General features: G+C 54.6%; 12 protein-coding genes, 11 pseudogenes and 1 riboswitch. Of the genes and pseudogenes, 11 read left to right on the top strand and 12 right to left on the bottom strand.

Annotated elements, in window-relative coordinates; translation table 11 throughout:
* Positions 1-126: 126 nt before the first annotated feature.
* Genes leuA through leuD form a run of 4 tightly spaced genes read left to right on the top strand, consistent with a single transcriptional unit; the run spans position 127 to position 4,830 of the window.
* Positions 127-1,704: a 2-isopropylmalate synthase gene (gene leuA / locus ACMZI0_RS02020; RefSeq protein WP_415671753.1), complete on the top strand. Its 1,578-nt coding sequence runs from the start codon at positions 127-129 to the stop codon at positions 1,702-1,704.
* Positions 1,704-2,798 (top strand): 3-isopropylmalate dehydrogenase, encoded by a 1,095-nt coding sequence (gene leuB / locus ACMZI0_RS02015; protein WP_415671752.1) that lies wholly within the window; start codon positions 1,704-1,706, stop codon positions 2,796-2,798. The genes leuA and leuB overlap by 1 nt, the downstream gene beginning before the upstream one ends.
* 2 nt (positions 2,799-2,800) lie before the next feature.
* On the top strand, positions 2,801-4,213 hold the full coding sequence (gene leuC / locus ACMZI0_RS02010; protein ID WP_415671751.1) for a 3-isopropylmalate dehydratase large subunit: 1,413 nt from the start codon (positions 2,801-2,803) through the stop codon (positions 4,211-4,213).
* Between the two features lie 14 nt (positions 4,214-4,227).
* Positions 4,228-4,830, top strand: coding sequence for a 3-isopropylmalate dehydratase small subunit (gene leuD / locus ACMZI0_RS02005; RefSeq protein WP_415671750.1), 603 nt, complete (start codon positions 4,228-4,230; stop codon positions 4,828-4,830).
* A 48-nt stretch (positions 4,831-4,878) separates the two neighbouring features.
* Here leuD and ACMZI0_RS02000 read toward each other — a convergent pair.
* Positions 4,879-5,781: pseudogene (locus ACMZI0_RS02000) on the bottom strand (LysR family transcriptional regulator).
* A 104-nt stretch (positions 5,782-5,885) separates the two neighbouring features.
* Between ACMZI0_RS02000 and ACMZI0_RS01995 the strand changes: the two are divergent.
* Positions 5,886-6,511 (top strand): annotated as a pseudogene (locus tag ACMZI0_RS01995) (NADPH-dependent F420 reductase).
* Between the two features lie 84 nt (positions 6,512-6,595).
* Here the strand turns inward: ACMZI0_RS01995 and sgrT are convergent.
* The gene (sgrT, locus tag ACMZI0_RS01990; RefSeq protein WP_264651531.1) at positions 6,596-6,760 is read right to left on the bottom strand and encodes a glucose uptake inhibitor SgrT; all 165 of its coding nucleotides are present in this window, start codon (positions 6,758-6,760) and stop codon (positions 6,596-6,598) included.
* Positions 6,761-6,850: 90 nt separating this feature from the next.
* Between sgrT and sgrR the strand changes: the two are divergent.
* The 5 genes and pseudogenes from sgrR to ACMZI0_RS01965 form a co-directional block, all read left to right on the top strand.
* Positions 6,851-8,532 (top strand): annotated as a pseudogene (gene sgrR / locus ACMZI0_RS01985) (HTH-type transcriptional regulator SgrR).
* A 24-nt stretch (positions 8,533-8,556) separates the two neighbouring features.
* Positions 8,557-8,686, top strand: a riboswitch (TPP riboswitch).
* An 80-nt stretch (positions 8,687-8,766) separates the two neighbouring features.
* Positions 8,767-9,744 (top strand): thiamine ABC transporter substrate binding subunit, encoded by a 978-nt coding sequence (thiB, locus tag ACMZI0_RS01980; RefSeq protein WP_415671793.1) that lies wholly within the window; start codon positions 8,767-8,769, stop codon positions 9,742-9,744.
* Positions 9,720-11,354 carry a thiamine/thiamine pyrophosphate ABC transporter permease ThiP gene (gene thiP / locus ACMZI0_RS01975; RefSeq protein WP_415671749.1) on the top strand — a complete coding sequence of 545 codons (1,635 nt, stop codon included), beginning with the start codon at positions 9,720-9,722 and terminating at the stop codon, positions 11,352-11,354. The genes thiB and thiP overlap by 25 nt, the downstream gene beginning before the upstream one ends.
* The gene (gene thiQ, locus ACMZI0_RS01970) at positions 11,338-12,045 is read left to right on the top strand and encodes a thiamine ABC transporter ATP-binding protein ThiQ (protein ID WP_415671748.1); all 708 of its coding nucleotides are present in this window, start codon (positions 11,338-11,340) and stop codon (positions 12,043-12,045) included. Before thiP ends, thiQ begins: the two co-directional genes overlap by 17 nt.
* A gap of 367 nt (positions 12,046-12,412) precedes the next feature.
* Positions 12,413-13,285, top strand: a pseudogene (locus ACMZI0_RS01965) (thiamine pyrophosphate-binding protein); the annotation flags it as partial.
* Here the strand turns inward: ACMZI0_RS01965 and ACMZI0_RS01960 are convergent.
* The 10 genes and pseudogenes from ACMZI0_RS01960 to ACMZI0_RS01915 all read right to left on the bottom strand — a co-directional run.
* Positions 13,246-13,698, bottom strand: a pseudogene (locus ACMZI0_RS01960) (ABC transporter ATP-binding protein); the annotation flags it as partial. The pseudogenes ACMZI0_RS01965 and ACMZI0_RS01960 sit on opposite strands and share 40 nt — an antisense overlap.
* A complete protein-coding gene (locus tag ACMZI0_RS01955) occupies positions 13,691-14,467 on the bottom strand; it encodes an ABC transporter ATP-binding protein (RefSeq protein ID WP_415671747.1) in 777 nt (258 codons plus the stop codon). The pseudogene ACMZI0_RS01960 and the gene ACMZI0_RS01955, both read right to left, overlap by 8 nt.
* On the bottom strand, positions 14,457-15,500 hold the full coding sequence (locus ACMZI0_RS01950) for a branched-chain amino acid ABC transporter permease (RefSeq protein ID WP_415671746.1): 1,044 nt from the start codon (positions 15,498-15,500) through the stop codon (positions 14,457-14,459). The genes ACMZI0_RS01955 and ACMZI0_RS01950 overlap by 11 nt, the downstream gene beginning before the upstream one ends.
* On the bottom strand, positions 15,500-16,255 hold the full coding sequence (locus tag ACMZI0_RS01945) for a branched-chain amino acid ABC transporter permease (RefSeq protein ID WP_415671745.1): 756 nt from the start codon (positions 16,253-16,255) through the stop codon (positions 15,500-15,502). Before ACMZI0_RS01945 ends, ACMZI0_RS01950 begins: the two co-directional genes overlap by 1 nt.
* Positions 16,251-16,769: pseudogene (locus ACMZI0_RS01940) on the bottom strand (ABC transporter substrate-binding protein); the annotation flags it as partial. The gene ACMZI0_RS01945 and the pseudogene ACMZI0_RS01940, both read right to left, overlap by 5 nt.
* Positions 16,770-17,277: 508 nt before the next feature.
* Positions 17,278-18,299 (bottom strand): annotated as a pseudogene (locus tag ACMZI0_RS01935) (substrate-binding domain-containing protein).
* 29 nt (positions 18,300-18,328) lie between these two features.
* Positions 18,329-19,722, bottom strand: a pseudogene (locus ACMZI0_RS01930) (sucrose-6-phosphate hydrolase).
* Positions 19,722-21,097: pseudogene (locus ACMZI0_RS01925) on the bottom strand (sucrose-specific PTS transporter subunit IIBC). The pseudogenes ACMZI0_RS01930 and ACMZI0_RS01925 overlap by 1 nt, the downstream one beginning before the upstream one ends.
* Positions 21,098-21,169: 72 nt before the next feature.
* Positions 21,170-22,535, bottom strand: a pseudogene (locus tag ACMZI0_RS01920) (carbohydrate porin).
* A gap of 104 nt (positions 22,536-22,639) precedes the next feature.
* Positions 22,640-23,566, bottom strand: a complete 927-nt coding sequence (locus ACMZI0_RS01915) for an aminoimidazole riboside kinase (protein ID WP_415671744.1) — start codon at positions 23,564-23,566, stop codon at positions 22,640-22,642.
* 490 nt (positions 23,567-24,056) lie between these two features.
* Between ACMZI0_RS01915 and ACMZI0_RS01910 the strand changes: the two are divergent.
* Positions 24,057-25,630 (top strand): annotated as a pseudogene (locus ACMZI0_RS01910) (sensor domain-containing diguanylate cyclase).
* The last annotated feature ends 16 nt before the right edge of the window (positions 25,631-25,646 follow it).

Below are 25,646 nucleotides of genomic sequence, written 5' to 3'. Positions count from 1 at the left end.
GCGCGGTATGCCTGTGGGTGAAAGTCAGAGCTGATTTCACGTTACACAAAACGAAGAACCCGCGCCGATGCGCGGGTTTTTTTTACCCGTTCGGCGCTCGAATAAACACGATAAGGAATCTTTCCAATGAGCCAGCAGGTTATTATTTTCGATACCACGTTGCGTGATGGTGAGCAGGCATTACAAGCCAGCCTGAGTGTAAAAGAGAAACTGCAAGTGGCCTACTCGCTGGAAAGATTGGGCGTGGACGTGATGGAGGTGGGTTTCCCCGTCTCTTCGCCGGGCGATTTTGAATCGGTGCAAACCATCGCGCGTCAGATTAAAAATAGCCGCGTGTGCGGTTTGGCACGCTGTGTCGATAAAGATATCGATGTCGCCGCCGAGGCGCTGCGCGTTGCAGAAGCCTTCCGAATTCACGTGTTCCTGGCCACCTCTACCCTGCATATCGAATCCAAACTGCGTTTGTCGTTCGAGCAGGTGATTGAGAAAGCGGTTCACTCCGTGAAACGTGCGCGTAACTACACCGACGACGTAGAGTTTTCCTGCGAAGATGCGGGCCGTACGCCTATCGATAACCTGTGCCGCATTGTTGAAGCTGCCATTAACGCCGGTGCCACCACCATCAATATTCCGGATACGGTCGGCTACACCACGCCGTATCAGTTCGGCGGCATTATCTCCACCTTGTACGATCGCGTGCCTAACATCGACAAAGCGATTATTTCTGTGCACTGCCATGACGATCTGGGCATGTCGGTTGCGAACTCCATTACCGCAGTTCAGGCCGGGGCGCGTCAGGTAGAAGGCACGATGAACGGTCTGGGCGAGCGTGCAGGCAATACGGCGTTAGAAGAAGTAATCATGGCGATTAAAACCCGTCAGGATCTGCTGAACGTCCACACCAACATCAATCATCAGGAAATCTATCGCACCAGCCAGTTGGTGAGCCAGATTTGCAACATGCCGATCCCCGGCAACAAAGCGATTATCGGCTCCAACGCCTTTGCCCACTCTTCCGGTATCCATCAGGATGGCGTGCTGAAGAACCGTTCCAACTACGAGATCATGACGCCGGAATCCATCGGCCTGAAAGAAGTGCAGTTGAACCTGACCTCCCGTTCTGGCCGCGCGGCGGTGAAACACCGCATGGAAGAGATGGGCTATCAGGACAGCGATTATAATCTGGATACGCTGTACACCGATTTCCTGAAGCTGGCCGACGAGAAAGGCCAGGTGTTCGACTACGATCTGGAAGCGCTGGCCTTTATCAACAACCAGCAGGAAGGCGCGGAATATTACCGTCTGGAAGGTTTTAACGTGCAATCAGGCTCCAGCATGATGGCGACCGCTTCCGTACAGTTAGGCTGTGGCGATGATGTACAAGCCGAAGCCGCTACCGGCAACGGCCCTGTCGATGCCGTTTATCAGGCAATTAACCACATCACGGGCTACGGCATTGAACTGGTGAAATATCAGTTGTCCGCCAAGGGCCAAGGCCGCGATGCGCTGGGACAGGTCGATATCGTTGTCGATTATCAGGGACGCCGCTTCCACGACGTGGGCCTGGCGACCGACATCGTCGAGTCTTCTGCCAAAGCGATGGTCAACGTATTGAATAACATCAAACGCGCACAGTTGGTAGAACAAGAAATTCAGCGTTTGCAGCACCACAACAAACAACAAAATAGCCAGGAAACAGTGTGATGACAAAGAGTTACCATATCGCCGTCTTACCCGGTGACGGCATCGGCCCGGAAGTCATGGCGCAAGCCCATAAAGTGTTAGACGCGGTTCGCCAGCGTTTCGGTTTGCGTATCACCACCAGCGAATATGACGTCGGTGGCATCGCCATCGATCGTCAAGGCACGCCGCTGCCGCCCGCCACCGTCGCAGGCTGCGAGCAGGCTGACGCCATTTTATTTGGCTCGGTTGGCGGCCCGAAATGGGAGCATCTGCCGCCCGTGGAGCAACCGGAGCGCGGCGCGTTGCTGCCACTGCGTAAGCATTTTCGCCTGTTCTGCAACCTGCGCCCGGCACGCCTGTATCAAGGGCTGGAAGCATTCTGTCCACTGCGCAGCGACATCGCCGCTAACGGTTTCGACATTCTGTGCGTGCGTGAACTGACCGGCGGTATCTACTTTGGTCAACCGAAAGGTCGTGAAGGCAGCGGCCAGCACGAGCGCGCGTTCGACACCGAGGTGTATCACCGTTTCGAGATCGAGCGCATCGCCCGCATTGCATTTGAGTCGGCACGCAAACGTCGCAGCAAGGTGACGTCCATCGATAAAGCCAACGTGCTGCAAAGCTCCATCCTGTGGCGCGAGATCGTCACCGAAGTCAGCAAAGACTACCCGGACGTAACGCTGGCGCACCTGTACATCGACAACGCCACCATGCAGTTGATCAAAGACCCATCCCAGTTCGACGTGATGCTGTGCTCCAACTTGTTTGGCGATATCCTGTCTGACGAATGTGCGATGATCACCGGTTCGATGGGCATGCTGCCTTCCGCTAGCCTGAACGAACAAGGTTTTGGCCTGTATGAACCGGCGGGCGGCTCTGCACCGGATATCGCGGGCAGAAACATCGCCAACCCTATCGCGCAGATCCTGTCGTTGGCATTGCTGCTGCGCTACAGCCCGGAAGCCGATGACGCAGCCAACGCCATCGAAAATGCCGTAAACACCGCGCTGGCCGAAGGCTATCGTACCGGCGATCTGGCTGGCCGTGACGGCAAAGCCATCAGCACCGATGAAATGGGTGATGCCATTGCTCGCTTTGTGGCGCAAGGGGTGTAACCATGAGCAAGACCTTATACCAGAAGTTGTTTGATGCCCACGTGGTGTACGAAGCGCAGAACGAAACGCCGCTGCTGTATATCGACCGCCATCTGGTGCATGAAGTGACGTCGCCGCAGGCTTTTGATGGCTTGCGTGCCATGGGGCGCAAAGTGCGCCAGCCGGGCAAAACCTTCGCCACCATGGATCACAACGTTTCCACCCAGACTAAAGACATCAATGCCTGCGGTGAAATGGCTCGCATCCAGATGCAGGAACTGATCAAGAACTGCGCAGAATTCGGCGTGCAGCTGTACGATCTGAACCACCCGTATCAAGGTATCGTGCACGTTATCGGGCCGGAACAGGGCATGACCCTGCCTGGCATGACCATCGTGTGCGGCGATTCCCACACTGCGACCCACGGCGCCTTTGGTTCACTGGCGTTTGGTATCGGCACCTCCGAAGTGGAACACGTGCTGGCCACACAAACCCTGAAGCAGGGTCGCGCCAAAACCATGAACATTGAAGTGACAGGTCAGGCTGCGCCCGGCATCACCGCAAAAGACATCGTGCTGGCGATCATCGGTAAAACCGGTAGCGCGGGCGGTACCGGTCACGTGGTGGAATTCTGTGGTGACGCCATCCGCGCGTTGAGCATGGAAGGCCGCATGACGCTGTGTAACATGGCGATTGAAATGGGTGCCAAAGCCGGTTTGGTGGCTCCGGATGAAACCACCTTTGCCTACCTGAAAGGCCGTCAGTTCGCACCGAAAGGGGCTGATTGGGAAGCCGGCGTAGCTTACTGGAGCACGTTGAAATCGGATGCAGACGCCGTGTTCGACACCGTCGTCACACTGGACGCCGCCGATATCGCGCCGCAGGTGACCTGGGGCACCAACCCCGGTCAGGTGATCGCCGTGAACCAGAATATCCCCGATCCTGAGTCCTTCAGCGATCCGGTTGAGCGTGCTTCTGCCGCCAAAGCGCTGGCCTATATGGATCTGCAACCGGGCATCAAGCTGACCGATGTCGCCATCGACAAAGTGTTTATCGGCTCCTGTACTAACTCGCGTATCGAAGATTTGCGCGCTGCCGCCGCTATTGCCAAAGGGCGTAAAGTGGCCGCAGGCGTGCAGGCTATCGTGGTGCCCGGCTCCGGCCCGGTGAAAACCATGGCGGAGCTGGAAGGTCTGGATAAAGTGTTTATCGAAGCCGGGTTTGAATGGCGTCTGCCGGGCTGCTCCATGTGTCTGGCGATGAACAATGACCGCCTGAACCCCGGTGAGCGCTGTGCATCCACCAGCAACCGTAACTTTGAAGGCCGTCAGGGGCGTGCGGGCCGTACCCACCTGGTCAGCCCGGCGATGGCTGCCGCCGCCGCCGTGACAGGGCATTTTGCAGACATCCGCGAATTGCCTTCGTCCGCGAATTAATAAGGAGACGCCTGATGGCTAAATTTACCCAACATACCGGGCTGGTCGTGCCGCTGGACGCCGCCAATGTGGATACTGACGCGATAATCCCTAAGCAATTTTTGCAGAAGGTCACTCGCACCGGTTTCGGCCAACATCTGTTTCACGACTGGCGTTTTCTGGATGACGCAGGGCAGCAGCCCAACCCGGAGTTTGTGCTGAATAAACCGAGCTACAAAGGCGCCACTATCCTGCTGGCGCGAGAAAACTTCGGCTGTGGCTCTTCCCGTGAGCATGCGCCCTGGGCACTGACCGACTACGGTTTTCACGTGGTTATCGCCCCAAGCTTCGCAGATATTTTCTACGGTAACTCGTTTAACAACCAGTTGCTGCCGGTAAAACTGAGCGAAGCGGATATCGACGACCTGTTCAAGCTGGTCGACGGAACGGAAGGCATTACCTTCACGGTGGATCTGGAAGCGCAGACGGTCGATGCCGGCGGGAAAAAATACCCGTTCGAGATCGACAGCTTCCGCCGTCACTGCATGATCAACGGGCTGGACAGCATCGGCTTGACGTTGCAGCATGAGGATGCCATTGCGCGCTACGAACAGCAGCAACCGGCGTTTTTGCGTTAAGCCACACAGGTTCGACAACTAAGGCACCGTAGAGCGGTGCCTTTTGTTTTAAAGGCCGGTCTGCTCGCCAAAAGCGTCCCTTAGCGCCTCCACAAAGCAACGAATCTTGACTGTTTGCCGCCGTGCCGCAGGCACTAACACATGCATCGGGCGGGCTGGGCCTTGATACTCCGGCAACACCTGAACCAAACGCCCAGCTTCAATCTCTTTGCCCAACACATCGGCGGGGCCCAATGTGACGCCGTAGCCCTCTATTGCCGCATACAACAGCGCTTTCCAGTCGTTAGCACGAAACCGCCCGGTTGGCCTGACTTCTTCACTTTGCCCTTCACGCTAGAACAACCAGCGGCACGGCACGGTGGGCGTCCACTCGCCATACACCAGACAGGCGTGATGCGCCAGATCGCTGGGTTTCTCGGGAAAACCTTCGCGCGCCACATAGGCGGGTGATGCGCAGGCAATCAGCCGATACGGCCTTAACGGCCAAGCGATCATCGAGCTGTCGGCCAGTTCACCGATGCGCACGATCACTTCAAAACCCTCCTCAATCGGATCGACCATGCGATCGTTGAGCGTCAGTTCGATCTGCGTATCCGGATAACGATCGAGATAACGGGTAATAAAGGGCGCCAGCGCATAAGCGCCAAAGGTCACAGGCGCATTGACCCGAATCGTCCCTGACGGCGTTGCTTTCATGTCCAGCGCAATAGCATCTGCCGCTTCGGCTTCCGCCAACACTATCTTGCAGCGTTCATAATAGCTGCGTCTGATATCGGTCAAACTTTGACGCCGCGTAGTCCGGTTTAGCAATCGTGCGCCCAGACGCTCCTCTAGCCAGGCAACATTCTTAGCCACCCCTTGCGGAGAAAGGTGCAACACATCTGCCACCGCGGCAAAAGAGCCCAGCTCAGCGGCTTTAACAAAGATGTGCATGCTGGTCAGCCGGTCCATCATTCACTCCGTTTGGTTGTTTATTTATGTGCCATTTGTGATTTTATCTTATTTTCGTGGTGAATTACGCTCCCTCTTGATGAATGACTCAACAGGAGAGCAGAATGAAAATAGGCATTATTGGCGCAGGCTTTGTCGGGCGGACGATTGCCACGCTCGCGGTTAAAACTGGGCATCAGGTGATGCTCAGTAACTCACGCGGCCCGCAAACGCTGTTCAGTTTCCGCTCCATGGTGGGCTGCCAGGCAGGAACGGTGCAAGAGGCCGTTCAGTTTGGTGATAGCCGTTCCTCTGACAGCAATCGATCAGTTGCCTGCAGAACTTCTGGCCGGCAAGCAGGTGCTCGATGCCGTCAACTATTACCTATTACCCAGAGCGTGGCGGCCAGGTTGATGCACTCGACAGTGCACAAACCACCACCAGCGAACTGCTGGCAAGCCATTTACCCGACGCCATCATCACCAAAGCGTTCAATGCCATTCCGATGACTCAACTGGAAAGCGACGGCCTGCCTGCAGGCAGCCCCAACTGCCGGGCATTGCCATTGGCTGGGGATAATGCGCAAGGCAAGCAGATTGCCAGTGAATTGTACGAGGCCTTTGGCTTTGATGCCGTAGACGTTGGCGCGCTCGCTGAAGGATGGCGTTTTGAACGGGGTACACCTGCGTACTGCGTGCGCATGACCAAAGAGGCGTTGCTGGCGGCACTGGAAGGCGTGCAACGCAACTGACGGGCAATAAAAATGCCAGCGGCGCAAGCCGCTGGCTGGTGAAAAGCACCATTACTCAGAAGTTTCTCTACTACCAGAACAGCACTAGAGCCAGTGCCGGTACTCTTCTTCCGACATCGCATCGGTATGCCACTGTGTCACTTGCTGTAACAGCGCCAGCTTTTGCTGGGCACTGATCCTCCTCAGCCAGCAGCCAGGGCAATGCAAGAAGTAGTGCCGGTAAAATTGATTGAGCCGTGAAATCGCCATCAGCCACCTCCGTGCTTTCCTTGTTGTGCAGTATCGCCGTAATATAGGGAAAGATAAATTGATGACTTTGGCTCACGGAGTTCCTCTTTTATGTCTTCAATACGTTTGCAACAGCAATTTGTACGCCTCTGGCAGCGCTTTCAGGGACAGGATACGGACACCACGCTCGAAGAGTTAGCCGGGGTATTACGCTGCTCGCGCCGTCATATCCGTTCACTGCTCGGGGCCATGCAGAAAGAGGGATGGCTGCTATGGCAGGCGGAAGCGGGACGCGGCAAACGCTCGCGCCTCAGTTTTATCTATATCGGGTTAACGCTGCAACAACAGCGCGCTGAAGACCTGCTGGAGCAGGATCGCGTCGAACAACTGATCCAGTTGATCGGCGATAAAGAGACCGTACGCCAGATGTTGCTTTCCCATTTGGGCCGCCGTTTTCGCCAGGGCAAACATCTGCTGCGCGTACTCTATTATCGTCCACTGCGCAACCTGCTGCCCGGTTCTGCGCTTCGACGTTCAGAGATGCATATCGTCAGGCAGATCTTCAGCGGGTTAACCAAAATAAATGAGGAAAATGGGGAAATCGCACCGGACCTCGCCCACCACTGGCAACAAATTACACAGCAACAATGGCGCTTTTATCTACGCCCGGCGATCCGGTTCCACGATGGACGCGAACTGATGATGAAGGATGTTATCGTCTCGATTATGCGTTTGACGTCGCAGGCGTTGTTCTCACATATCACACGCGTGACCTCTCCCATTCCCTTTGTTATTGATGTGGAACTGAGCGAACCCGATGGCTGGCTCCCTTGGCTGCTCGGCAGCGCACATGCCATGATCCTGCCCCACGACTGGCAGGTACAGGCAGATTTTGCGCGCCACCCTGTCGGCACCGGTCCCTATGCGGTGGAGAAAAACAGTTATATCCAATTGAAAATAAAAGCCTTTTATGACTATTCGGCTACCGGGTGCTGATCGATGAGGTCAATATCTGGGTGCTGCCAGATGCCTCCGAAGAGCTGCCCGTATCCATTCAGGTACAAAGCGACACGACCACGCGAGACGAGTTGGAAAGCCGCATGGAGGAAGGGTGCTATTTCCTGCTGTTTGATACCCGCTCCGCACAGAGCGCGAATAGCGAGGTACGCCGCTGGATCAGTCAGGTTTTCCACCCCATTGCTCTGCTCAGCCAGACCGACAATACGCGCCGCTATGACTGGTCACCGGCATACAGCCTGCTGCCACGCTGGCACCACCAGCGTCTCGTCAACCTACAGCCCAAACCCGCCGGACTGACTGAAGTGACGCTGACGTTTTATCAGGAGCACCCAGAGTACCGCATCATTGGCGAGATAATGCACGACCTGCTGGCGCAGCAGGGCGTTACCCTGCATATACAGAAAGTCGACTACGAGCAATGGTATCTGGGGGAGGCGGAAAGCGACATCTGGCTAAGCAGCGTCAATTGCTACCCACCACTGGAGTTCTCGCTGTTCGCACTGCTGTATGAGTTACCGCTGCTGCGTCACTGCCTGAGTGATTCGTTACAAGAAGATGTGCAGCGCTGGCGCGGTCAAACGCTCTCTATCGCTGACTTCAGCCAACGTCTGATTGAAAGCGGTGAGATCCACCCGCTGTTTCACCACTGGTTACAGTTGCAGAGGCAGCACAGCATGCGCGGCGTGCGCGGCGTGCGCATGAACATGTTGGGCTGGTTCGACTTTAAATCCGCCTGGTTTGTGCCGCCGGAGCACGACGCTGACTTTCCCTGATGCTACAAATCCGTTACAATAATGACGTTCTCAACGGGGTGCAGGCCGTTTGTTGATGATATCGCATTGTCAACGCACGGTATTTATGCTGAGAAAATACCCGTCGAACCTGATCCGGTTAATACCGGCGAAGGGATTTGAGAGTGCATTCGCCTGCCTCAAAGTCCTTTGCCACCCTAATACACCCAGGAGTGCAAAGTGTTACAGTCGCTATTATCCCGTTTATTGCTTCCCGTGCTCGGCCTCTCTGCCCTGCTGCTCGGTTCTGCTTCCTCTATTGCCAAGCCTGCATTGACCGTTTACACCTATGATTCCTTCGTTTCTGAATGGGGACCCGGCCCGGCCATTAAAAAAGCCTTCGAAAAAGAGTGCGACTGCGAGTTGAATTTCGTCGCACTGGAAGATGGCGTTGCCCTGCTTAACCGCTTGCGCATGGAAGGCAAAAACAGCAAAGCTGATATCGTCTTAGGGCCGGATAACAACCTGCTCAAAGCGGCATCGGATACCGGGCTGTTTACTGCACACAATGTGAAAACAGGCGAGTTAACGCTGCCGGGAGGCTGGGATAATGCCACGTTCCTGCCTTACGATTACGGCTACTTCGCATTCGTCTACAACAAAGACACGCTGAAAAATCCGCCAGCCAGTCTTGATGCCTTGATCAACAGCGAGCAACCGCTAAAGGTGATTTATCAAGACCCGCGTACCAGTACACCGGGGCGGGGCCTGCTGCTGTGGATGCAAAAGGTCTATGGCGATAAGGCGCCCGACGCCTGGCAAAAGCTGGCGCGTAAAACCGTTACCGTCACCAAAGGGTGGAGTGAAGCTTACGGCCTGTTCCTCAAGGGCGAAGCGGATATGGTGCTGAGCTACACCGCCTCTCCTGCCTATCACATTATCGAAGAGAAAAAGCATAACTACGCCGCGGCGCTGTTCAGCGAAGGCCACTATATGCAAGTTGAGGTTGCCGGGCAGTTGACCGCCAGCAAGCAGCCGGAACTCGCGAACCGCTTTATGCAGTTTATCCTCAGCCCGACGTTCCAAAGCCTGATCCCGACCACCAACTGGATGTATCCGGTCACCGGTGTGGCATTGCCGGAAGGGTTCCAGTCGTTGGCGCGCCCGGAAAAAGCGCTGTTCTTTAGCGCACAGGAAGTGGCGGATCTGAGCGGGCAGTGGATTCAGGCATGGCAACGCGCCGTCAGCCGCTGATCCCACGCTGGCTCTGGCCGGGGCTGTTCACCGCAGCATTGCTGATCGGTGTTGCCCTGCTCGCTTTTGGCGCGCTTTGGCGTCAGGCACCTGACACCCCATGGCAAACGCTGTGGGGTGACAGCTATGTGTGGTACGTGGTGCGGTTTACCTTTTGGCAGGCATTTCTCTCGGCGGTATTCTCCACGCTGCCCGCCATTGTGCTGGCGCGTGCGCTCTACCGCCGCCATTTTCCTGGCCGAACCTGGCTGCTGCGCCTGTGCGCCATGACGCTAGTGTTACCGGTGTTGGTGGCGGTATTTGGCATATTGCGCGTTTACGGGCGACAGGGCTGGCTGGCACAAGGCTTTAGCGCGCTCGGCTTCGACTACGCGTTTTCCCCTTATGGCTTGCAAGGGATCCTGCTGGCCCACGTGTTTTTTAATCTGCCACTGGCGACACGCCTGCTGTTGCAAGCATTGGAGTCCATTTCCACTGAACAGCGTCAGTTAGCGGCACAGCTGGGCATGAATGCCTGGCAAACCTTTCGTATCATTGAATGGCCCTGGCTGCAGCGTCAGATCCTGCCCAGTGCGGCACTGATTTTCATGCTCTGCTTCTCCAGTTTCGCCACCGTGATGTCGCTCGGCGGCGGCCCGCGCGCCACCACTATCGAACTGGCTATCTATCAGGTATTGAGCTTTGATTACGATCCGGCGCGTGCCGCAGGACTGGCGCTGATCCAGATGGGCTGCTGTCTGGGTTTGGTGTTGCTGAGTCAACGCCTCGGATCGTGGTTTGCCGTTGGCAATACCCAGCAATTGCGCTGGCGCAACCCACAGGATTCACTGGGCGGATGTCTGGGCGATACATTGATTATCTTCGCAGCACTGTTATTGCTGCTGCCACCCTTGCTGGCCGTAGTGCTGGACGGCCTCAACCCGGCGGTGCTGACGGTGCTAAAACAGCCCGCACTGTGGCAAACGCTGTGGACATCCCTGCGTATCGCGCTCGGTGCAGGCGCGCTTTGCGTGATATTGACTCTGATGCTGCTGTGGAGCAGCCGTGAGCTGAAACTGCGTCAGCAGCGGCAGCGGCTGGCTGGGCAATTGATGGACATCAGCGGCCTGCTGATTCTGGCGATGCCGGGTATCGTGCTGGCGACCGGTTTTTTCCTTTTTCTCAACAATACGATCGGGCTACCGGCATCACCGTATGGGCTGGTGGTCACCACCAACGCGCTGATGGCGATCCCCTATGCGCTCAAGGTGCTGGAGAACCCGATGCTCGACGTGGCACAGCGTTATAATCCCCTGTGCCAGTCTCTGGATATCCGCGGCTGGCATCGCCTGCGCCTGATAGAGCTGCGCGCCTTGCAACAACCGATTGCGCAAGCGATGGCGTTTGCCTGCGTGCTTTCGGTAGGCGATTTCGGCATTATTGCCTTGTTTGGTAATGAGCAGTTCCGCACGCTACCATTCTATCTTTACCAACAAATTGGCGCTTATCGCAGCGCAGACGGCGCGGTAACTGCACTGTTACTGATGCTGCTTTGTTTCGCGTTGTTTACCGTGATGGAGAAATTGACCCTGTGGCAAAAACGGGCGGACCGACATGCTGTCGTTGAATAAACTCACTTATCTCTATCAACAGGCCCCCATGCAGTTCGATGTGAACATCGCTGCGGGAGAACGCGTTGCCCTATTGGGGCCAAGCGGTGCGGGTAAAAGCACACTGCTCAGTCTGATTGCCGGGTTTTTATTACCGGACAGCGGCGAACTGTGGCTCAATGGCAACGATCACCGTAACACGCCGCCCGCCGAGCGTCCGGTGTCGATTCTGTTTCAGGAAAACAACCTGTTCCCGCACCTGACGCTGGAGCAAAATATTGCGCTTGGCCTGCACCCCGGTTTGCGTCTCACAGCGGCGCAGCGTCAGGCATTACAAGCGATTGCTGAACATGTGGGCTTAAGCGATTTGTTGCAACGCCTGCCCGCGCAGGTTTCCGGCGGTCAACGCCAGCGCGCCGCACTGGCGCGCTGCCTGCTGCGTCAACGCCCTATCCTGCTGCTGGATGAGCCGTTCTCCGCGCTGGACCCGGCGCTGCGTCAGGATATGCTCACGCTGGTCGATAAGGTGTGCGAAAAACAGCAGCTGACGCTGCTGATGGTCACTCACAATCTGGATGATGCGGCGCGTATTGCCCCACGCAGCCTGCTGTTGGTCGAGGGGAAAATCGCCTACGACGGCCCGACAATGGCGCTGTGTGACGGCAGCAGCGAAGCGGCGCGGATACTGGGTATCCGTGGCGCGCGTGACTGATCGTCCACGCGGTTTCGATACTCAGCATCGGGTATTCTGTGAGCTGAATAAAATTTTCAGATTTTATTCCTTGTGGGTATCGCGCCTATTGCAACGCCCGTGCTTATACTAAAATAGCTAACTAACTTACTGATTGACAGGATCCCCGTGAGACACTCCGCTGCTATGACTTCTGCACTACTACACACCGCGCATGTTGACGCGGTCGTCGTCGTGCGCGTGGTCGTGGTGGTGGTCGTCGGCGACGCGCCGTAACGGGTTCCGAATCACAGCACGATTCCCAAACCCCGCCGGCGCAAGCCGGCGGGGTTTTTCGTTTTTACCTCCCCGCTCCGCAACCGCACCGGCCCAGATGAAGGATATTACTATGCGTTATACCGGAGCACAGTTGATCGTCCGGCTGTTGGAACAGCAGGGCATCACCACGGTAGCGGGCATTCCTGGCGGTGCGGCACTGCCGCTGTACGATGCGCTGGGGCAGAGCAAAACCATTCGCCATATTCTCGCTCGTCATGAGCAAGGGGCAGGATTTATCGCACAGGGCATGGCGCGCGCCAGTGGGAAAGCTGCCGTTTGTCTGGCCTCCAGCGGCCCGGGAGCCACTAACCTGCTCACGGCGATTGCCGATGCGAAACTCGATTCCATCCCTCTGGTGTGCATTACCGGTCAGGTCTCCTCGACCATGATCGGCACCGATGCCTTTCAGGAAGTGGATACCTATGGCATTTCCATCCCCGTAACCAAGCACAACTATCTGGTACGGGACATCAACGAACTGCCGCGCGTGATTTCAGACGCGTTTCGCATCGCGCAATCAGGGCGTCCGGGCCCGATGTGGATCGATATTCCGAAAGATATTCAAACCGCCACGATCGAATTGTCTGAGCTGCCTGCCATTGCAGAACCCGATCTCACGCCCGCCATTGATGCACAAGCCATCGCGCAGGCAGCCGCGATGATCAATGCAGCCAAACGCCCGATCCTCTATCTGGGCGGTAGCATCATCAGCAGGCGATTGCACTCGCCGAACGTGCCAACCTGCCCACCACCATGACGCTGATGGCGCTCGGTGCCATGCCGACGGATCACCCGCTGTCACTCGGCATGTTAGGCATGCACGCTGCCCGTTCCACTAACCTGATTTTGCAGCAGTCAGATCTGCTTATCGTGCTGGGTACGCACGCGCTTTGACGATCGCGCTATCGGCAAAGCGGAGCAGTTCTGCCCGGACGCCAGCATCTGCTGTTCGCCGCCGCTCATGGTGCCCGCCATCTGATGGCGACGTTCCTTTAAGCAAGGGAACAGGGCGTACATCTTTTCGCACAGATAATGGAAATTGACCGGATTGTTGTACGCCCCCATTTTCAGGTTTTCTTCGATCGTCAGGTTGGTAAACACCTTGCGCCCTTCCGGCACCAGCGCCAATCCTTTGCGCACAATTTGGTGCGTTTGACTGTGCGTGACCTCTTCGTTAAGAAAAGTCACCGTTCCCGACGATTTCACCATGTTTAGGATGCCGCTCAGCGCCGAGGTTTTACCCGCGCCGTTACTGCCAATCAGCGTAACGATTTCGCTGTTGTTCACCTCGATATCGACGCCTTTCAGCCCCTGAATCAGCCCGTAAAACACCTGTAGATTTTCGGCCTTAAGCATAGTCGATATCCCCCAGATAGGCAGCGATCACCGCTTTGTCGTTGATAGCCTCCTGCGTCTTCCCGCTAAACAGAGGTTTGCCGTAGTCCAGCACCATGACACGTTCACACAGCGTGTTGACAAACGACATGTCATGTTCGATCAACAGCACCGTCAGTTTGAAGTCATCGCACATTTTGAAAATCAACTGCGCCAACTCGCTGGTCTCTTTCGGGTTCATGCCTGCAGCGGGCTCATCCAGCAGCAATGACGGTGAGGTCGCCAGCGCACGGGCGATCTCGACCTTGCGCTGGTTGCCGTAGCTGAGGTTAGTGGCCAACGCATTGGCATGCTGGGCGATGCCGATATACTCCAGAATCTTCATCGCTTCTTCTTTAGCTTTACGTTCTGCGGAGAAGAAACGCCCCATATGCAGTGCCGCCTCGATAAACGAGTAGTGAATCGCACGATCGAAACCGATCAAGACGTTCTCCAACACCGTCATGGAACCGAACAGGCGGATATTTTGAAACGTGCGCGCAATCCCTTTGTTGACCACCACGTTCGGCTTAAGCCCTGTGATGGTTGTGTCACCTAAACTGACGCAGCCCGAGGTCGGCTTGTAGTTTGAGGTGATCACGTTGAACATGGTGGTTTTACCCGTCCCGTTCGGCCCGATAAGCCCAAAGATTTCGGCCTCGTTGACGCTGAAACTGACGCCATCAATCGCGCGCAGTCCGCCAAACTGCATCACAATGTTATCGACGTTGAGAACCGTTTTATTTTCCATGGCGGCGCTTCCTGTTGATTTCCCAAATCTCCTGTTTCCCCAGTAACCCTTCACGGGCGAACAGCATGATGATCAGCAACACCAGTGAGAACACCACCATACGCAAGTCCGGGTGCGAGCCCAGATCCTGACCGAACAGGTTGAGCGGCTGATCGAGGAAACGCAGCCATTCACCGCTACCGACCACAATAATGGTGCCGAGAATAGCACCGGTGGTGCTGCCCAAACCGCCCAGCACGATGATGATCAGCAGTTGGAACGTCAGCATGAAGTCAAACAGATCGGGAGAAATGATGGTCAGCAACGACGCCAGTAGCCCGCCGCCGATACCTTCAAAAAAGGCACTGGTTGCAAAGGCATAGGTTTTCATGCGGAAGGTGTTGATGCCCATGGCGATCGCCGCATCTTCATCATCACGCACCGCCTTCATGGCGCGGCCATATTTGAAATACACCACCTGCAACACCAGTACGATGGCGACCAGTGCCACCAGCCCGCACCAGAACAGCATATTGCTGGCCTGCGGGATCTCATTGATACCAATGGCACCATTGGTGATTTGCGGATTATTGATCGCCAGAATTTTGATAATAAAACCAAACCCCAAGGTCATAATGGCCAGATAGTCACCACGCACCCGGAACACCGGAAACGAGAGACATACCGCCAGCACGGCAGCACACAGCCCGCTAATCAACAGCACCGGTAAAAATGAGGTATGGATAGCCAAAATGAACGGGCTGGGCGTAGCCATTTCGTACATGTTGGTTTTAGCATCGGCCGTTAACAGCAAAATCTCGGTCACGTAGGCACCCACGGCAACAAAGCCGTTTGGCTCCAGAGAGAGCTGCCCGGTGACTCCGTTAATCAGGTTGTAGCTCACCGCCAATACCATAAAAATGAAGATGTTGCAGATAATGCGAATGATGTAGTCGTTAAACAGGTTCTGGAAAACGCTCAGTATCAACACACTGACAACCAGCAGCGCTGCATAACAAAAAAGCTGAGAGAGAGACGTGGCTGGCATTTTCATCAGAAGCGACTCCTTTCCAGCCGTTCGTCGCCCATGATGCCGACCGGTCTGAATAGCAAAACCAAAATCAAAAACATAAATGCAAAAGCGTCTTTATAGCCGCCCAGTTCCGGCACGGCGACAACGGCCACCACTTCGGTAAACCCCAGAATAAAGCCACCGATCACGGCCCCCGTGACACTGCCGATCCCACCGAGTACCGCTGCGGCAAAGGCTTTAAGGCCGATCAACACGCCCATCAGCGGATCGATAGTCGGATAACTGGTGGCGTAAAAGATCCCGCCGAGTGCTGCCAGTGAGCTGCCGAGCGCAATGATATGGTTGGCATCGATCCCCATCAGGCGCACGGTGTTTACATCAAAGGCAACGGCGCGGATAGCCATGCCTTGTCGTGTGCGGTAGAGAATAAATAAGATCCCGGCCAGCAAAACCAGCGTCACCAGCGGCACAATCCAGGCCACGTTGGTGATGATGCTGCCCAGCGTGATCGTACGGTTGAAAAACGGCGGCGTTTCAAAGAAACGCGGGCTGCCGCCAAACAGCACGGCAAAGAGAATAGCTGCCCCGAAGGGCAGCGCAAAATAGGTGGTACCAAACAGGGCAAGAAATGCCCCCACCATCATGATATCGGCATGGGCAAAGTTGATCAGACGCAACACGCCATACACCATGGTATAGCCGATGGCGATCAACGCGTACATACTGCCCAAACTCATGCCGTTAACGACCTGTTGGAAGAAAATGGCTGCATCCATTTTTCAGGAACTGGGTGCGGAAGGCTTTGGAGAGGCCAACGGAGTAGTCGTTACTGCTGTCATACATGATGGCCGCTGTTTTGGCACCCAGGTCGCGCGATGCCAGATTGGCTCCGACGATGCCCTGAAAGCTGTCAGAAAAACACACACGGCTCACATATTGACGGCCACGGGTCATGCGGTCGTTGGTGGCGGTGGGTGAAACCAGAGGGGTTTTGGTATCTTCCGCCATTTTGGTCATTGCCAGCGTATTGGTGGAGGTCACCTCACCGATCACCGCATCCACTTTATCGCTTGAAATCAAACGCTGCATGGCGTTGGCCGCTTCTACTTTGTCGCTCTTGTCATCAATGATGATCAGTTTGATGGTATCGCCATTTTTCAGCGTCGGCTCCATTCTGTTTACCAGCTCAACGCCTTTCTGAGAGGGCTGACCATATCCGCTGAGCGGGCCGCTTAACGGTAACACTACGCCGATTTTAATTTCTTCCGCCATCACGTTGGCGGCACCCATGACAGAGGAAACCAATGCTGCTACCGTCAGTTTGACCAGTTTGTGATTCATATCATCGCCTCATCAGTAATAAGAGATTACGTCCCTTTGGTAGAATTGAGCCAGAGAGTTGGCCCTGTGCGTCTATCAGTTAGCGTGCCACAGGGATATATTCTGTTAGCGGAGAAAGAATCAGCAACAAATGTGCCAGAAGTAAAATTCGGCAATCAATTGATTGATAAAAATGGATAAAATTTGGGAAAGAATGAGGAATGGCGGACAATTGAAAAAGCGCAGTTAAGTACGTTGCACCAATTCGATTCGTGCGTGCCAGCTAAAAGTGCAGTCGGTGGAAATATAACTTTCTATTAAAAATCAATTAACCTTTTTAGCGGTCATAGACATTTTTCTTATTTGCAAAGCCTATGCTCGCTGAGCCAGTGCGAATTCATTATCACGTTTATATTTCAGCACTGGCGGCATTCATCGCATTTTAAAATTTTTAATGCTGCAAAATTATCATTAACCCCTATTTTTTATTTTCTGCTCCATGACGCCACTGTAAGGTTGCGGGCAAATAACGTTGCAACGAGGTAGGCTCTTCATCATTCACCAACTGCGTGATCATTTCGAAGCAGTGATAAGCCAGTTGGCGGCAATCCTGCTGCACAGTATCGATACGAATAGACAGAGAATCATACAGATAGTGATCGTCGAAACTCGCCAGATGAATATCACTATTGAGCAGGTTATGCTGGCTCATGTAGCGCAGTACCCCTTCCAGCAAACCACAGGCAGCGGTAAACAATGCTTTGGGCGGGCGGCCGAGTCGCGCGCACAGCGAAGCAAACATTTCATAGCCGCTGCTGGGATGGTCATTGCCGTGAATAATCCACTCCGGTTTCAATTCCACACCGGCACGTGTCAGCCCCTGCCGAAACCCTTCCAAGCGATCGCGCGTAGGTGACAAGCGAGACTGCCCGCCGAGAAAATAAAATTCATCAGAATGCTGGCGCGCAATGCGCTCGACCAATTGCGCCGTGGGAGTAATGGAATCGGTGATCACAAGCGGCAACGTTGTGTCATTCATATGCCTGTCAAACAGCACCACCGGCAGTTGCTCATTGAGCTTGATATAATCGCTGTCGCTCAGCATGCTGGCAGCCACAATCAGTCCATCCACCTGACGAGCAACCAGATTGTTGACAACAACCGTTTCCTGACCGGGATTCTCATCGGTGCAGGAGATAAGCAGCTGCAATCCTGCTTCTCGACACAAGTTTTCCAGTTCATGAGAGAAAACGGCAAAACCATAGTTGGTGATTTCCGGCACCACCAGCCCGAGCGTATGGCTACGGTTATCACGCAGCAGCCGCGCATGGATGCTGGGCTGATAATGCTGCTGCTGAGCAATGGTAAGGACGCGTTCGCGAGTTTCCTGTGCGACACGCAACTCTTGCCGCGCCCGTTAAGTACCAGACTGGCAGTCGCTTTAGATACTCCCGCCAGCGCGGCGATATCACTAATGGTGATGCGTTTGGTTTTTCTCACAACAGTGCGTCAGTTAGTAAAATAATCCCTCATTTTACCATGCATGATCGCAACGACCAGTAGCGCGCTCGCAGATTCGTAGCGCCACTCAACACCAGCGTGGCGGGATGCGCGGGGAAATAGCGGCTGCTCATCACGCCTTCCCCGCCATTGATGAAAATTTCTACGCTGGAACGATCGCACAAGATGTGCAGTTCGCGTACCACTCCCGGCCAGTAGCGGTATTGCTACTCACCGGTTACCCGGCTAAGTCTGGCCAGACGCAGACCATCGGATTGCCACGTGAGTATCAGCGTATCCGCAAAATTGAGCATGACCGGTCCCTGACTGCCCAGCTCCAGAGCCTGTGCATCCAGCACTGGGGCGTCATCAGCAACGCCTTGCCAGTTTTGCTCATTCTCACGCAATCCCTGTAATTCGCGTATCGGACGTTGGTAAAGCTTGCCATTGCATTGCGACAGCTCTCGCACGCAGGTCATCTGGTGAATCCAGCCATGCGCGGTAGTGGGTTGAGACATCTCTTCGCCATCCGGCACGCCCATCCACCCCACTAGTAGGCGTCGTCCGTCCGCGCTTAGCGCCGTTTGCGGGGCATAAAACTCGAATCCGGCGTCCATCTCCACCAAGGAACCGTGGCGGTAAGTGGCCCGATGGTAATCAAGCTCACCACATAAATAGGCGCTTGGGTAACTGTTGAGAAAACGCTTTTCTTCACGCGCCACGCCCTGCGGGCAAACAATCAGAAAATCTTTCTCACCCAGAGTGAATAGATCCGGGCATTCCCACATAAAGCCGGCATCGCCAAGCCCACCGATTCCACTGCCGGCTATCTCACCAAGCCGTTGCCACTGCATGAGATCGTCAGAGCGCAGGAGCAACACCTTTCCCTGTTTTTGGTGGTCCTGCGCGCCCAGCACCATGTACCAATGCTGCTGGTGATGCCACACTTTCGGATCGCTCACATGGCCGGTGTACCCTTCCGGCAGTGGGATAACCGGCCCCAGCTTGTCGAAACCACCCTCGGCGTTTTGCACCGCCAGACAGTGCGCCCCCCGTTATCAAACTTGACGTTGCCGGTATAGCATAGTGTCAGTACACCTTGATTATCCACCGCACTACCGGAATAACAGCCACTGCGGTCGTACTCGCGATCCGGCATCAGCGCGATAGGCTCATGCTGCCAGTGCAGCAGATCCGGCGAGCTCCAATGCCCCCAGCATTTATTTGCATGCTGGCAACCAAGGGGATTCCACTGATAAAACAGGTGATAACGCCCCTGGAAGTGAATAAAGCCATTGGGATCGTTCAGTAGTCCGGTCACCGGGGCCAAATGCCAGCCGGGGTAGTGGCTGTCTTGCTGAGCCCGTGATTGACCTTTCATCACTGCCTGCAAAATGGCAGGCAGCAGAGGTTGTAGCGTCATTACTCTGAATCCGTTTTGTATTTGAGTAAGTAAGAAACAACAAACGCCGTACCGAAAGCGATGATCATCCCGATGATATAATTAATCAACGAATTGTCCTGTACGATCGCCATACCCGGTATGCCGGTTAATCCCACTGCCGTCATGTACACATGCACAGAGACCACCCAGGCACCGCCAATCAATGCCGTGATAAACGGCTTCACAAAGCGCAGATTGATACCGAAAATTGCCGCCTCCGTAATGCCCAACAGAGCGGAAAACGCAGAGGGCAAGGCAATCGCTTTGATCTTCACGTCCCGGGTTTTAAACTATACCGTCAGGCAGGCCCCGCCCTGCGCCACATTGGCCATCGCCCAGATGGGCAGCAAAAAGTTGACGCCAATCGACGGATTGCCGAGCAGCCCCGCTTCGATGGCATGGAAACTGTGGTGCACACCCGTAATAACAATAGCGGAATAAAGCCCACCGAACAGCAATCCAACCAACCAACCTGCGTGCGCGATCAGGCTGCTGAGCACAAATGAGATGCCATCTCCCAGCGCACGGCCCGCGGGCCCGATGATCAGCAAGGCGATAAATCCGGAGATAATTACCGTGAGGAAAGGCGTCAGGATAAGATCGAGCGCATCAGGAATCACCCTGCGCAGTTGCCGCTCCACGATACTCATAAACCACACCGCCAGCAGCACCGGACACACCGCCAGCAGCACCGGAAAGACCGTGCCCTGATAGCCGATCATCGCCACTTCAAGGCCGAAGAAGTTCATGGTGTGAAAACCCGCCGCAACACCCCACCAGGCATTAGTGAGCGCGGGATGCGTCAGAATGCCCCCCAGCGTTGCACCAAGATAGGGGTTACCACCAAACTCACGCGCCGCGGTGAAGCCGATTAAAATCGGCAGAAGGCGGCGGAACTGCACATGTCCAGCATGATGTAGAGTGCATTATCCGCACTCACCCACCCGTAGGTTTTCACCATGCCGAGCAGGCCCATCAGCAAACCGGATGCGACGATTGCAGGGATAATCGGCACAAAAATATTAGACAGTAAGCGAGCAATACGCTGTAGCGGATTCAGTTTGCGCGCAGCGATGTTTGCCGCATCCGCTTTGCTGGTTTCGCCAATCCCCGCAACCTGAATCAGCGCGGCATAGACTTTGTTAACGATTCCGGTACCGAAAATAACCTGCAACTGTCCGGCATTGCGAAAACACCCCTTAACCCCATCCACTTTACCGATCGCAGTAATATCCGCCTTGGCATCTTCCACCAAGACAAGACGCAGGTGCGTCTCGCAGTGAGCGGCGCTGGCAATGTTCTCTTTTCCGCCCAGCAACGGCAACAATGATCGGGCAATCTGTTCAAAGTCCATAGCAACCTCTGTGTTTTAGTTATTTTCGTTATCAGTGCCCCTGGCGAAGTGACCTCCGCCAGGGTGATGTCATTAGAACCAGGTTTCCATCTGTACACCGAAATTCCACTCGCCACCGGCGACAAAGCCATTGCTGCCAAAACTGTCGCTTTTGGCATAATTATCCAGCCGGTGATCCCAATCCATCCAGGTAGCAAACAGACGAATCTCCGGACGTTTAAGGAATTCCCCAATGTCTCCTGCTTTTAGCGTCGGTGCGACAGTAAGCTTGTAGAAGTTACCGCTGACCGCATTGCGACTGTTGTAGCCCTGCGGCCGCAGATCCATATATTGATAGCTGCCCTCATATTGCATCTCAAAGTTACTGGTGATTTCTTGAATCAGCCGCAGGTTCAGCGTTGCCCACTCGTAGCTATCCCCTTTGACGTAGCGATCCTTGCTGGTTTGCGCCAGCAGCGCGGGCGCGATATGCCAGCCGCCGCCGAGAGGCGTGATGCCGTAGCTCGCCAGCCGCCAGGCATTCGCGTCTGGCAACAGCGCGCCGTCAGAACCGATCGATTTCACCTCCGCCCCTAACCCGTGCCCATACAGCAGCGCAGTCTTGGATGTGCTTTCGCGCACACCATAGAAACTCTCATTGTGTAACCCAAGCAGGGCGTGGACCCCGTTGTTGGCAGCATCGCCCTTCACCAGATGGTTATCCACATCGCGCCGCGCATCGTTATCCTTGGCGCGCATGCCGCTCACCATCAGTTGAACCGGCCCCTGAAAATGATTAAAGCTGAGAATGTAGTTCTGTGCCGTATTCTCGCTGTTCTCAATATCCCCGAAAGTACGGCCATAAACAGAGAAATTGCTATGGGCGTTACCATCCCAGCGCATATCGTAGATACCGGCACCGGTCCCCGCGAGGAATACCACATCGGAATCAATCCAATGGATATCGAAGTTATCGCGATCGAAGCATTTCCCCGCCCACACCGTGCTGTCTTTAAACGCCCCCGTGAAAGTCGGCAAATGGCCAAGTTCAGTAAACGCCTGACGCAGATTGAGATCGCTGCTGGATGCGGTCCAGTCGTTATAGCTGTGCTGCCCAATAGCTGCGCTGCCCATCGGCCAGCATCACCTTGAAACGAGTAGTCGCACCGCTCGCCAGCGTCCGTTTATGTTCAAGGTTTAATTCAACGTAGGTATCCGGCTCGTTACCCAGGCGCCCGACATGACCGCCGGTTTCCCCCGCAGGCGTCACCGAGGGGCCACCCTGCGTTTTTGCCGCTGCGGCCCGGTTTTCCGCCATGCTCGCGCGCTGTTCCGCAGCCTGAAGGCGCCGCTCCAGGGCCATCAGGCGCGCTTCAATACTGTTTTTGCCTGCATCAGCAATCGCAGTACCTGAGCCCATTAACAAGCCGAGGGTAAGGGTAAGAGTACTTTTTTTCATTATTTTGTCTCCCTAAGGAAGCATATGTATCGGTACATTAATTGGCTAAACCGGTTTAGTCATTGTGAAGCAAGTCGCAAAATGCCGATCAGATGCGAGGTTCCTCAGGAGAGCGATTGCTGAAGTTGTCCAAGATAAGGCAGCACAGTCATTGCGCCTTTTGCTGTGGTTGCCAGCGCACCGCAGAGCTGTGCGTAGCGAAGGTGTTTAGCAAGCTCAGTAACATCGTGTGGCAAACCGTGTTCCGCCAATCCCCACAGCAGCCCGGCGACAAAAGCATCTCCAGCGCCCGTGGTGTCCACACTCACCACCGGCCTCGCTGCATAATGGTGAATTTCACCGTTAAACCACGCGAGTACGCCAGACTTACCCTGAGTAACCAACAGCAGTCTGATGCCATTTTCCTGCGCAAGCCTGGCCATACTATGCTGTACGTCCTCACTGCCGGATATAAACAACCGTTCCTCTTCCGACAGCTTCACAACATCAGCCAGAGGCAGCGCCTGCCGCAGACACTCTCGCAGTAACATTTTGTTTGGCCAGAGATCTTCACGGATATTCGGATCGAAACTGACGAAACCGCCTTGAGCACGCATACGCGTCATCGCGCTATAGGTTGCGGTACGCGATGGCTCGGCAGACAAGGCTATCGAGCAGGCATGCAGCCATTCGCCGGTCTGAAATACGGGCAAATCCGCGGTTTCCAGAAACAGGTCCGCGCTTGGGCGTACCATAAAGGTGAACAAACGTTCCCCCTGTTCGTCCAGGGCAACAACAACGGTTGAGGTACGGTGCGCGGGATCGCAACGCAGGTAGCGGATATCAACCTGTTCATTCTGTAATGTCCGTCTCATAAAGTGGCCAAAGGGATCATCCCCCACACAGCCAATAAAACTGCTTTGTCCCTTCAACCGCGCAATGCCCACAGCCACATTGGCAGGCGCACCGCCGGGGCACTGCAACAAACGGCCCTGGCCTTCAGGGAGTAAATCCACCACTGCATCGCCCAGCACCCACACTCTTGCTGTCATGATTGTCTCCTGGTAAACCGCAAGCTAAACATTAATTAAAACGTTTTAGCTATGCATATAGATATTACGGGAGACCTGACGAATGCATAGCTTAATATTTTGATTCAAATCACAATAAAAATAGAAGGGATTCATGAATGATTAAAATAATGAGAGGAACCACGTAATAACTTTTTTAATACAAGTATGTGTTTGTATATATTATTTTTATCTCTAGCCATGTTCAAAAAGTGTTATGTTTGTTACTGATAAATGACGCACTTGCATCATTTTCTCTTCTTCTGACAATAACCCGATTAATACCACTCTCATTATTTCCTATCTGACAGATATTTAATAAAAAAATCCGCCCAGACTTGCATTTCCGAAATGCGTTAACCGCAAAGCAAGACGACAATAATTCGGCTATCCGGTAAAAGATGAAGGTATACATAATAGGCAACAACCCTTATCATGAATAACCTTTTCGCCAGGCTCTTTGTCCAGATTTATGTCTTCTAGCGTATTTCATCATGTCGGATTACGCCGTTTAATCCTGCTATTGGCGGTAATGGGCGCCCTGATCACGCTTGCGAATAGCTTTTATGCAACTTATCGCGTGCAGCGTGAATTGTTGATTACCAATACGCTGGAATCAAACCGGGTTTACGCCAGCAAACTGACCGCTGAAACGCAGACCTTTTTTGAAAATGCACAGCAGCAGTTGGCCTACAGCGCCACGATCCTTGCAGAAGACTTTAGCGACACGGTTAACCTGGTACAAGAAGCCGATCGGCTGCGTTTGCAAACCCACAGTTTTAATTCGGTACTGGTTGCTGATGCCAAAGGTGTGGTGCGCGCCACCTCACCGGATACTTTCCAGCTTATCGGGCAAAGGCTCACAACCGAAGGCGCACTGGCCGCACTTAAAGAGCGAGTGCCGTTGATCAGCCAGCCCTATGTTTCTGCGGCTGAGAACCTGATTGTTCTGATATCCAGCCCCATTTTCGATCGCGCCGGGCGCTATCTGGGATTTGTCGGTGGTTCGATCTATCTAAAAAAACTAGCATTCTGAATACGTTACTCGGACAACACTACTACCGCGACGGCCCCTATATCTATGTTACCGACAGCCAGCGGCACATGCTCTATCACAAAGACAACGGGCGTATAGGGCAAACTGAAACCAACAATTTGATCGTCCCCCATCAAGGCCCCACTAACGGCAGCCAACAGATGGTGAATTACGTCGGCGAAAAGATGCTGGCAGGTTTTGCCATCGTCCCGGCCACAGGCTGGGAAGTTGTCGCGCTGCGGCCTACGCTAGAGACACTTAAGCCACTCGATGGCTTGATGCTCAACGTCCTGCGTCACACGCTGCCATTGGCACTGCTGACCATTCTGTGCGTATGGCTGCTGGCTCGTCTGATTGCCCAGCCGTTGTGGCTGCTGGCGCGCAGCGCCAATAAGATGGATGCCAACGACATCTCTGAGGACATCGACAAGATCTCGTCCTGGTACTTTGAGGCCACACAGCTCAAGCAGGCCATGCTCATTGGTATCAACCTGTTACAGCAAAAGATTGGCAAGCTGCGCTTCGAAGCGCAAACCGATCCAATGACCGGCCTGTACAACCGCCGCGGGCTGGATACCATTCTAAAGTATTGGCAGACCCTGCACCGGGATTTCGCCATTATCGCACTGGACATCGATCACTTTAAGCGTGTTAACGATACCTTTGGTCACGATACGGGCGATGCCGTCATCAAGTTTATTGCGGAGCAACTGCGAGCAGGATCCCGTGACAGCGATATTTTGTGCCGCAGCGGCGGTGAGGAATTCTTAGTACTGCTACCGGAAACCTCGCAGGATATCGCTGAGCAGATTGCCGAACGGCTGCGTACCAGCACCGAGGAGATGTCATCGCCTGCCGGAAACATCACCATCTCACTCGGTGTTTCCCTGTGGCTAGCGGGTAAAAACGGCGATTTCACCATCGACCAGGCACTCAAGCTGGCCGATAAAGCGCTCTATCGCGCCAAACAGGAAGACCGTAATCGCGTCGTGCTGGCCCCAAGCGTGTGAAGATAACGCGGTGTAA

Source organism: Symbiopectobacterium sp. (assembly GCF_047692315.1).
In the GTDB taxonomy this organism is placed as follows: Bacteria; Pseudomonadota; Gammaproteobacteria; order Enterobacterales; family Enterobacteriaceae; genus Symbiopectobacterium.
The sequence above is the reverse complement of the archived record's forward strand: the minus strand, read 5'-3'. Positions and strand labels throughout refer to the sequence as shown.

Bases quoted from the DNA above. Each gene is read 5' to 3' on its own strand.
- leuA (WP_415671753.1), top strand. From the start codon at position 127: ATGAGCCAGCAGGTTATTATTTTCGATACCACGTTGCGTGATGGTGAG.
- leuB (WP_415671752.1), top strand. From the start codon at position 1,704: ATGACAAAGAGTTACCATATCGCCGTCTTACCCGGTGACGGCATCGGC.
- leuC (WP_415671751.1), top strand. From the start codon at position 2,801: ATGAGCAAGACCTTATACCAGAAGTTGTTTGATGCCCACGTGGTGTAC.
- leuD (WP_415671750.1), top strand. From the start codon at position 4,228: ATGGCTAAATTTACCCAACATACCGGGCTGGTCGTGCCGCTGGACGCC.
- sgrT (WP_264651531.1), bottom strand. From the start codon at position 6,760: ATGGCGATTTCACGGCTCAATCAATTTTACCGGCACTACTTCTTGCAT.
- thiP (WP_415671749.1), top strand. From the start codon at position 9,720: ATGGCAACGCGCCGTCAGCCGCTGATCCCACGCTGGCTCTGGCCGGGG.
- thiQ (WP_415671748.1), top strand. From the start codon at position 11,338: ATGCTGTCGTTGAATAAACTCACTTATCTCTATCAACAGGCCCCCATG.
- ACMZI0_RS01955 (WP_415671747.1), bottom strand. From the start codon at position 14,467: ATGGAAAATAAAACGGTTCTCAACGTCGATAACATTGTGATGCAGTTT.
- ACMZI0_RS01950 (WP_415671746.1), bottom strand. From the start codon at position 15,500: ATGAAAATGCCAGCCACGTCTCTCTCTCAGCTTTTTTGTTATGCAGCG.
- ACMZI0_RS01945 (WP_415671745.1), bottom strand. From the start codon at position 16,255: ATGGATGCAGCCATTTTCTTCCAACAGGTCGTTAACGGCATGAGTTTG.
- ACMZI0_RS01915 (WP_415671744.1), bottom strand. From the start codon at position 23,566: ATGACAGCAAGAGTGTGGGTGCTGGGCGATGCAGTGGTGGATTTACTC.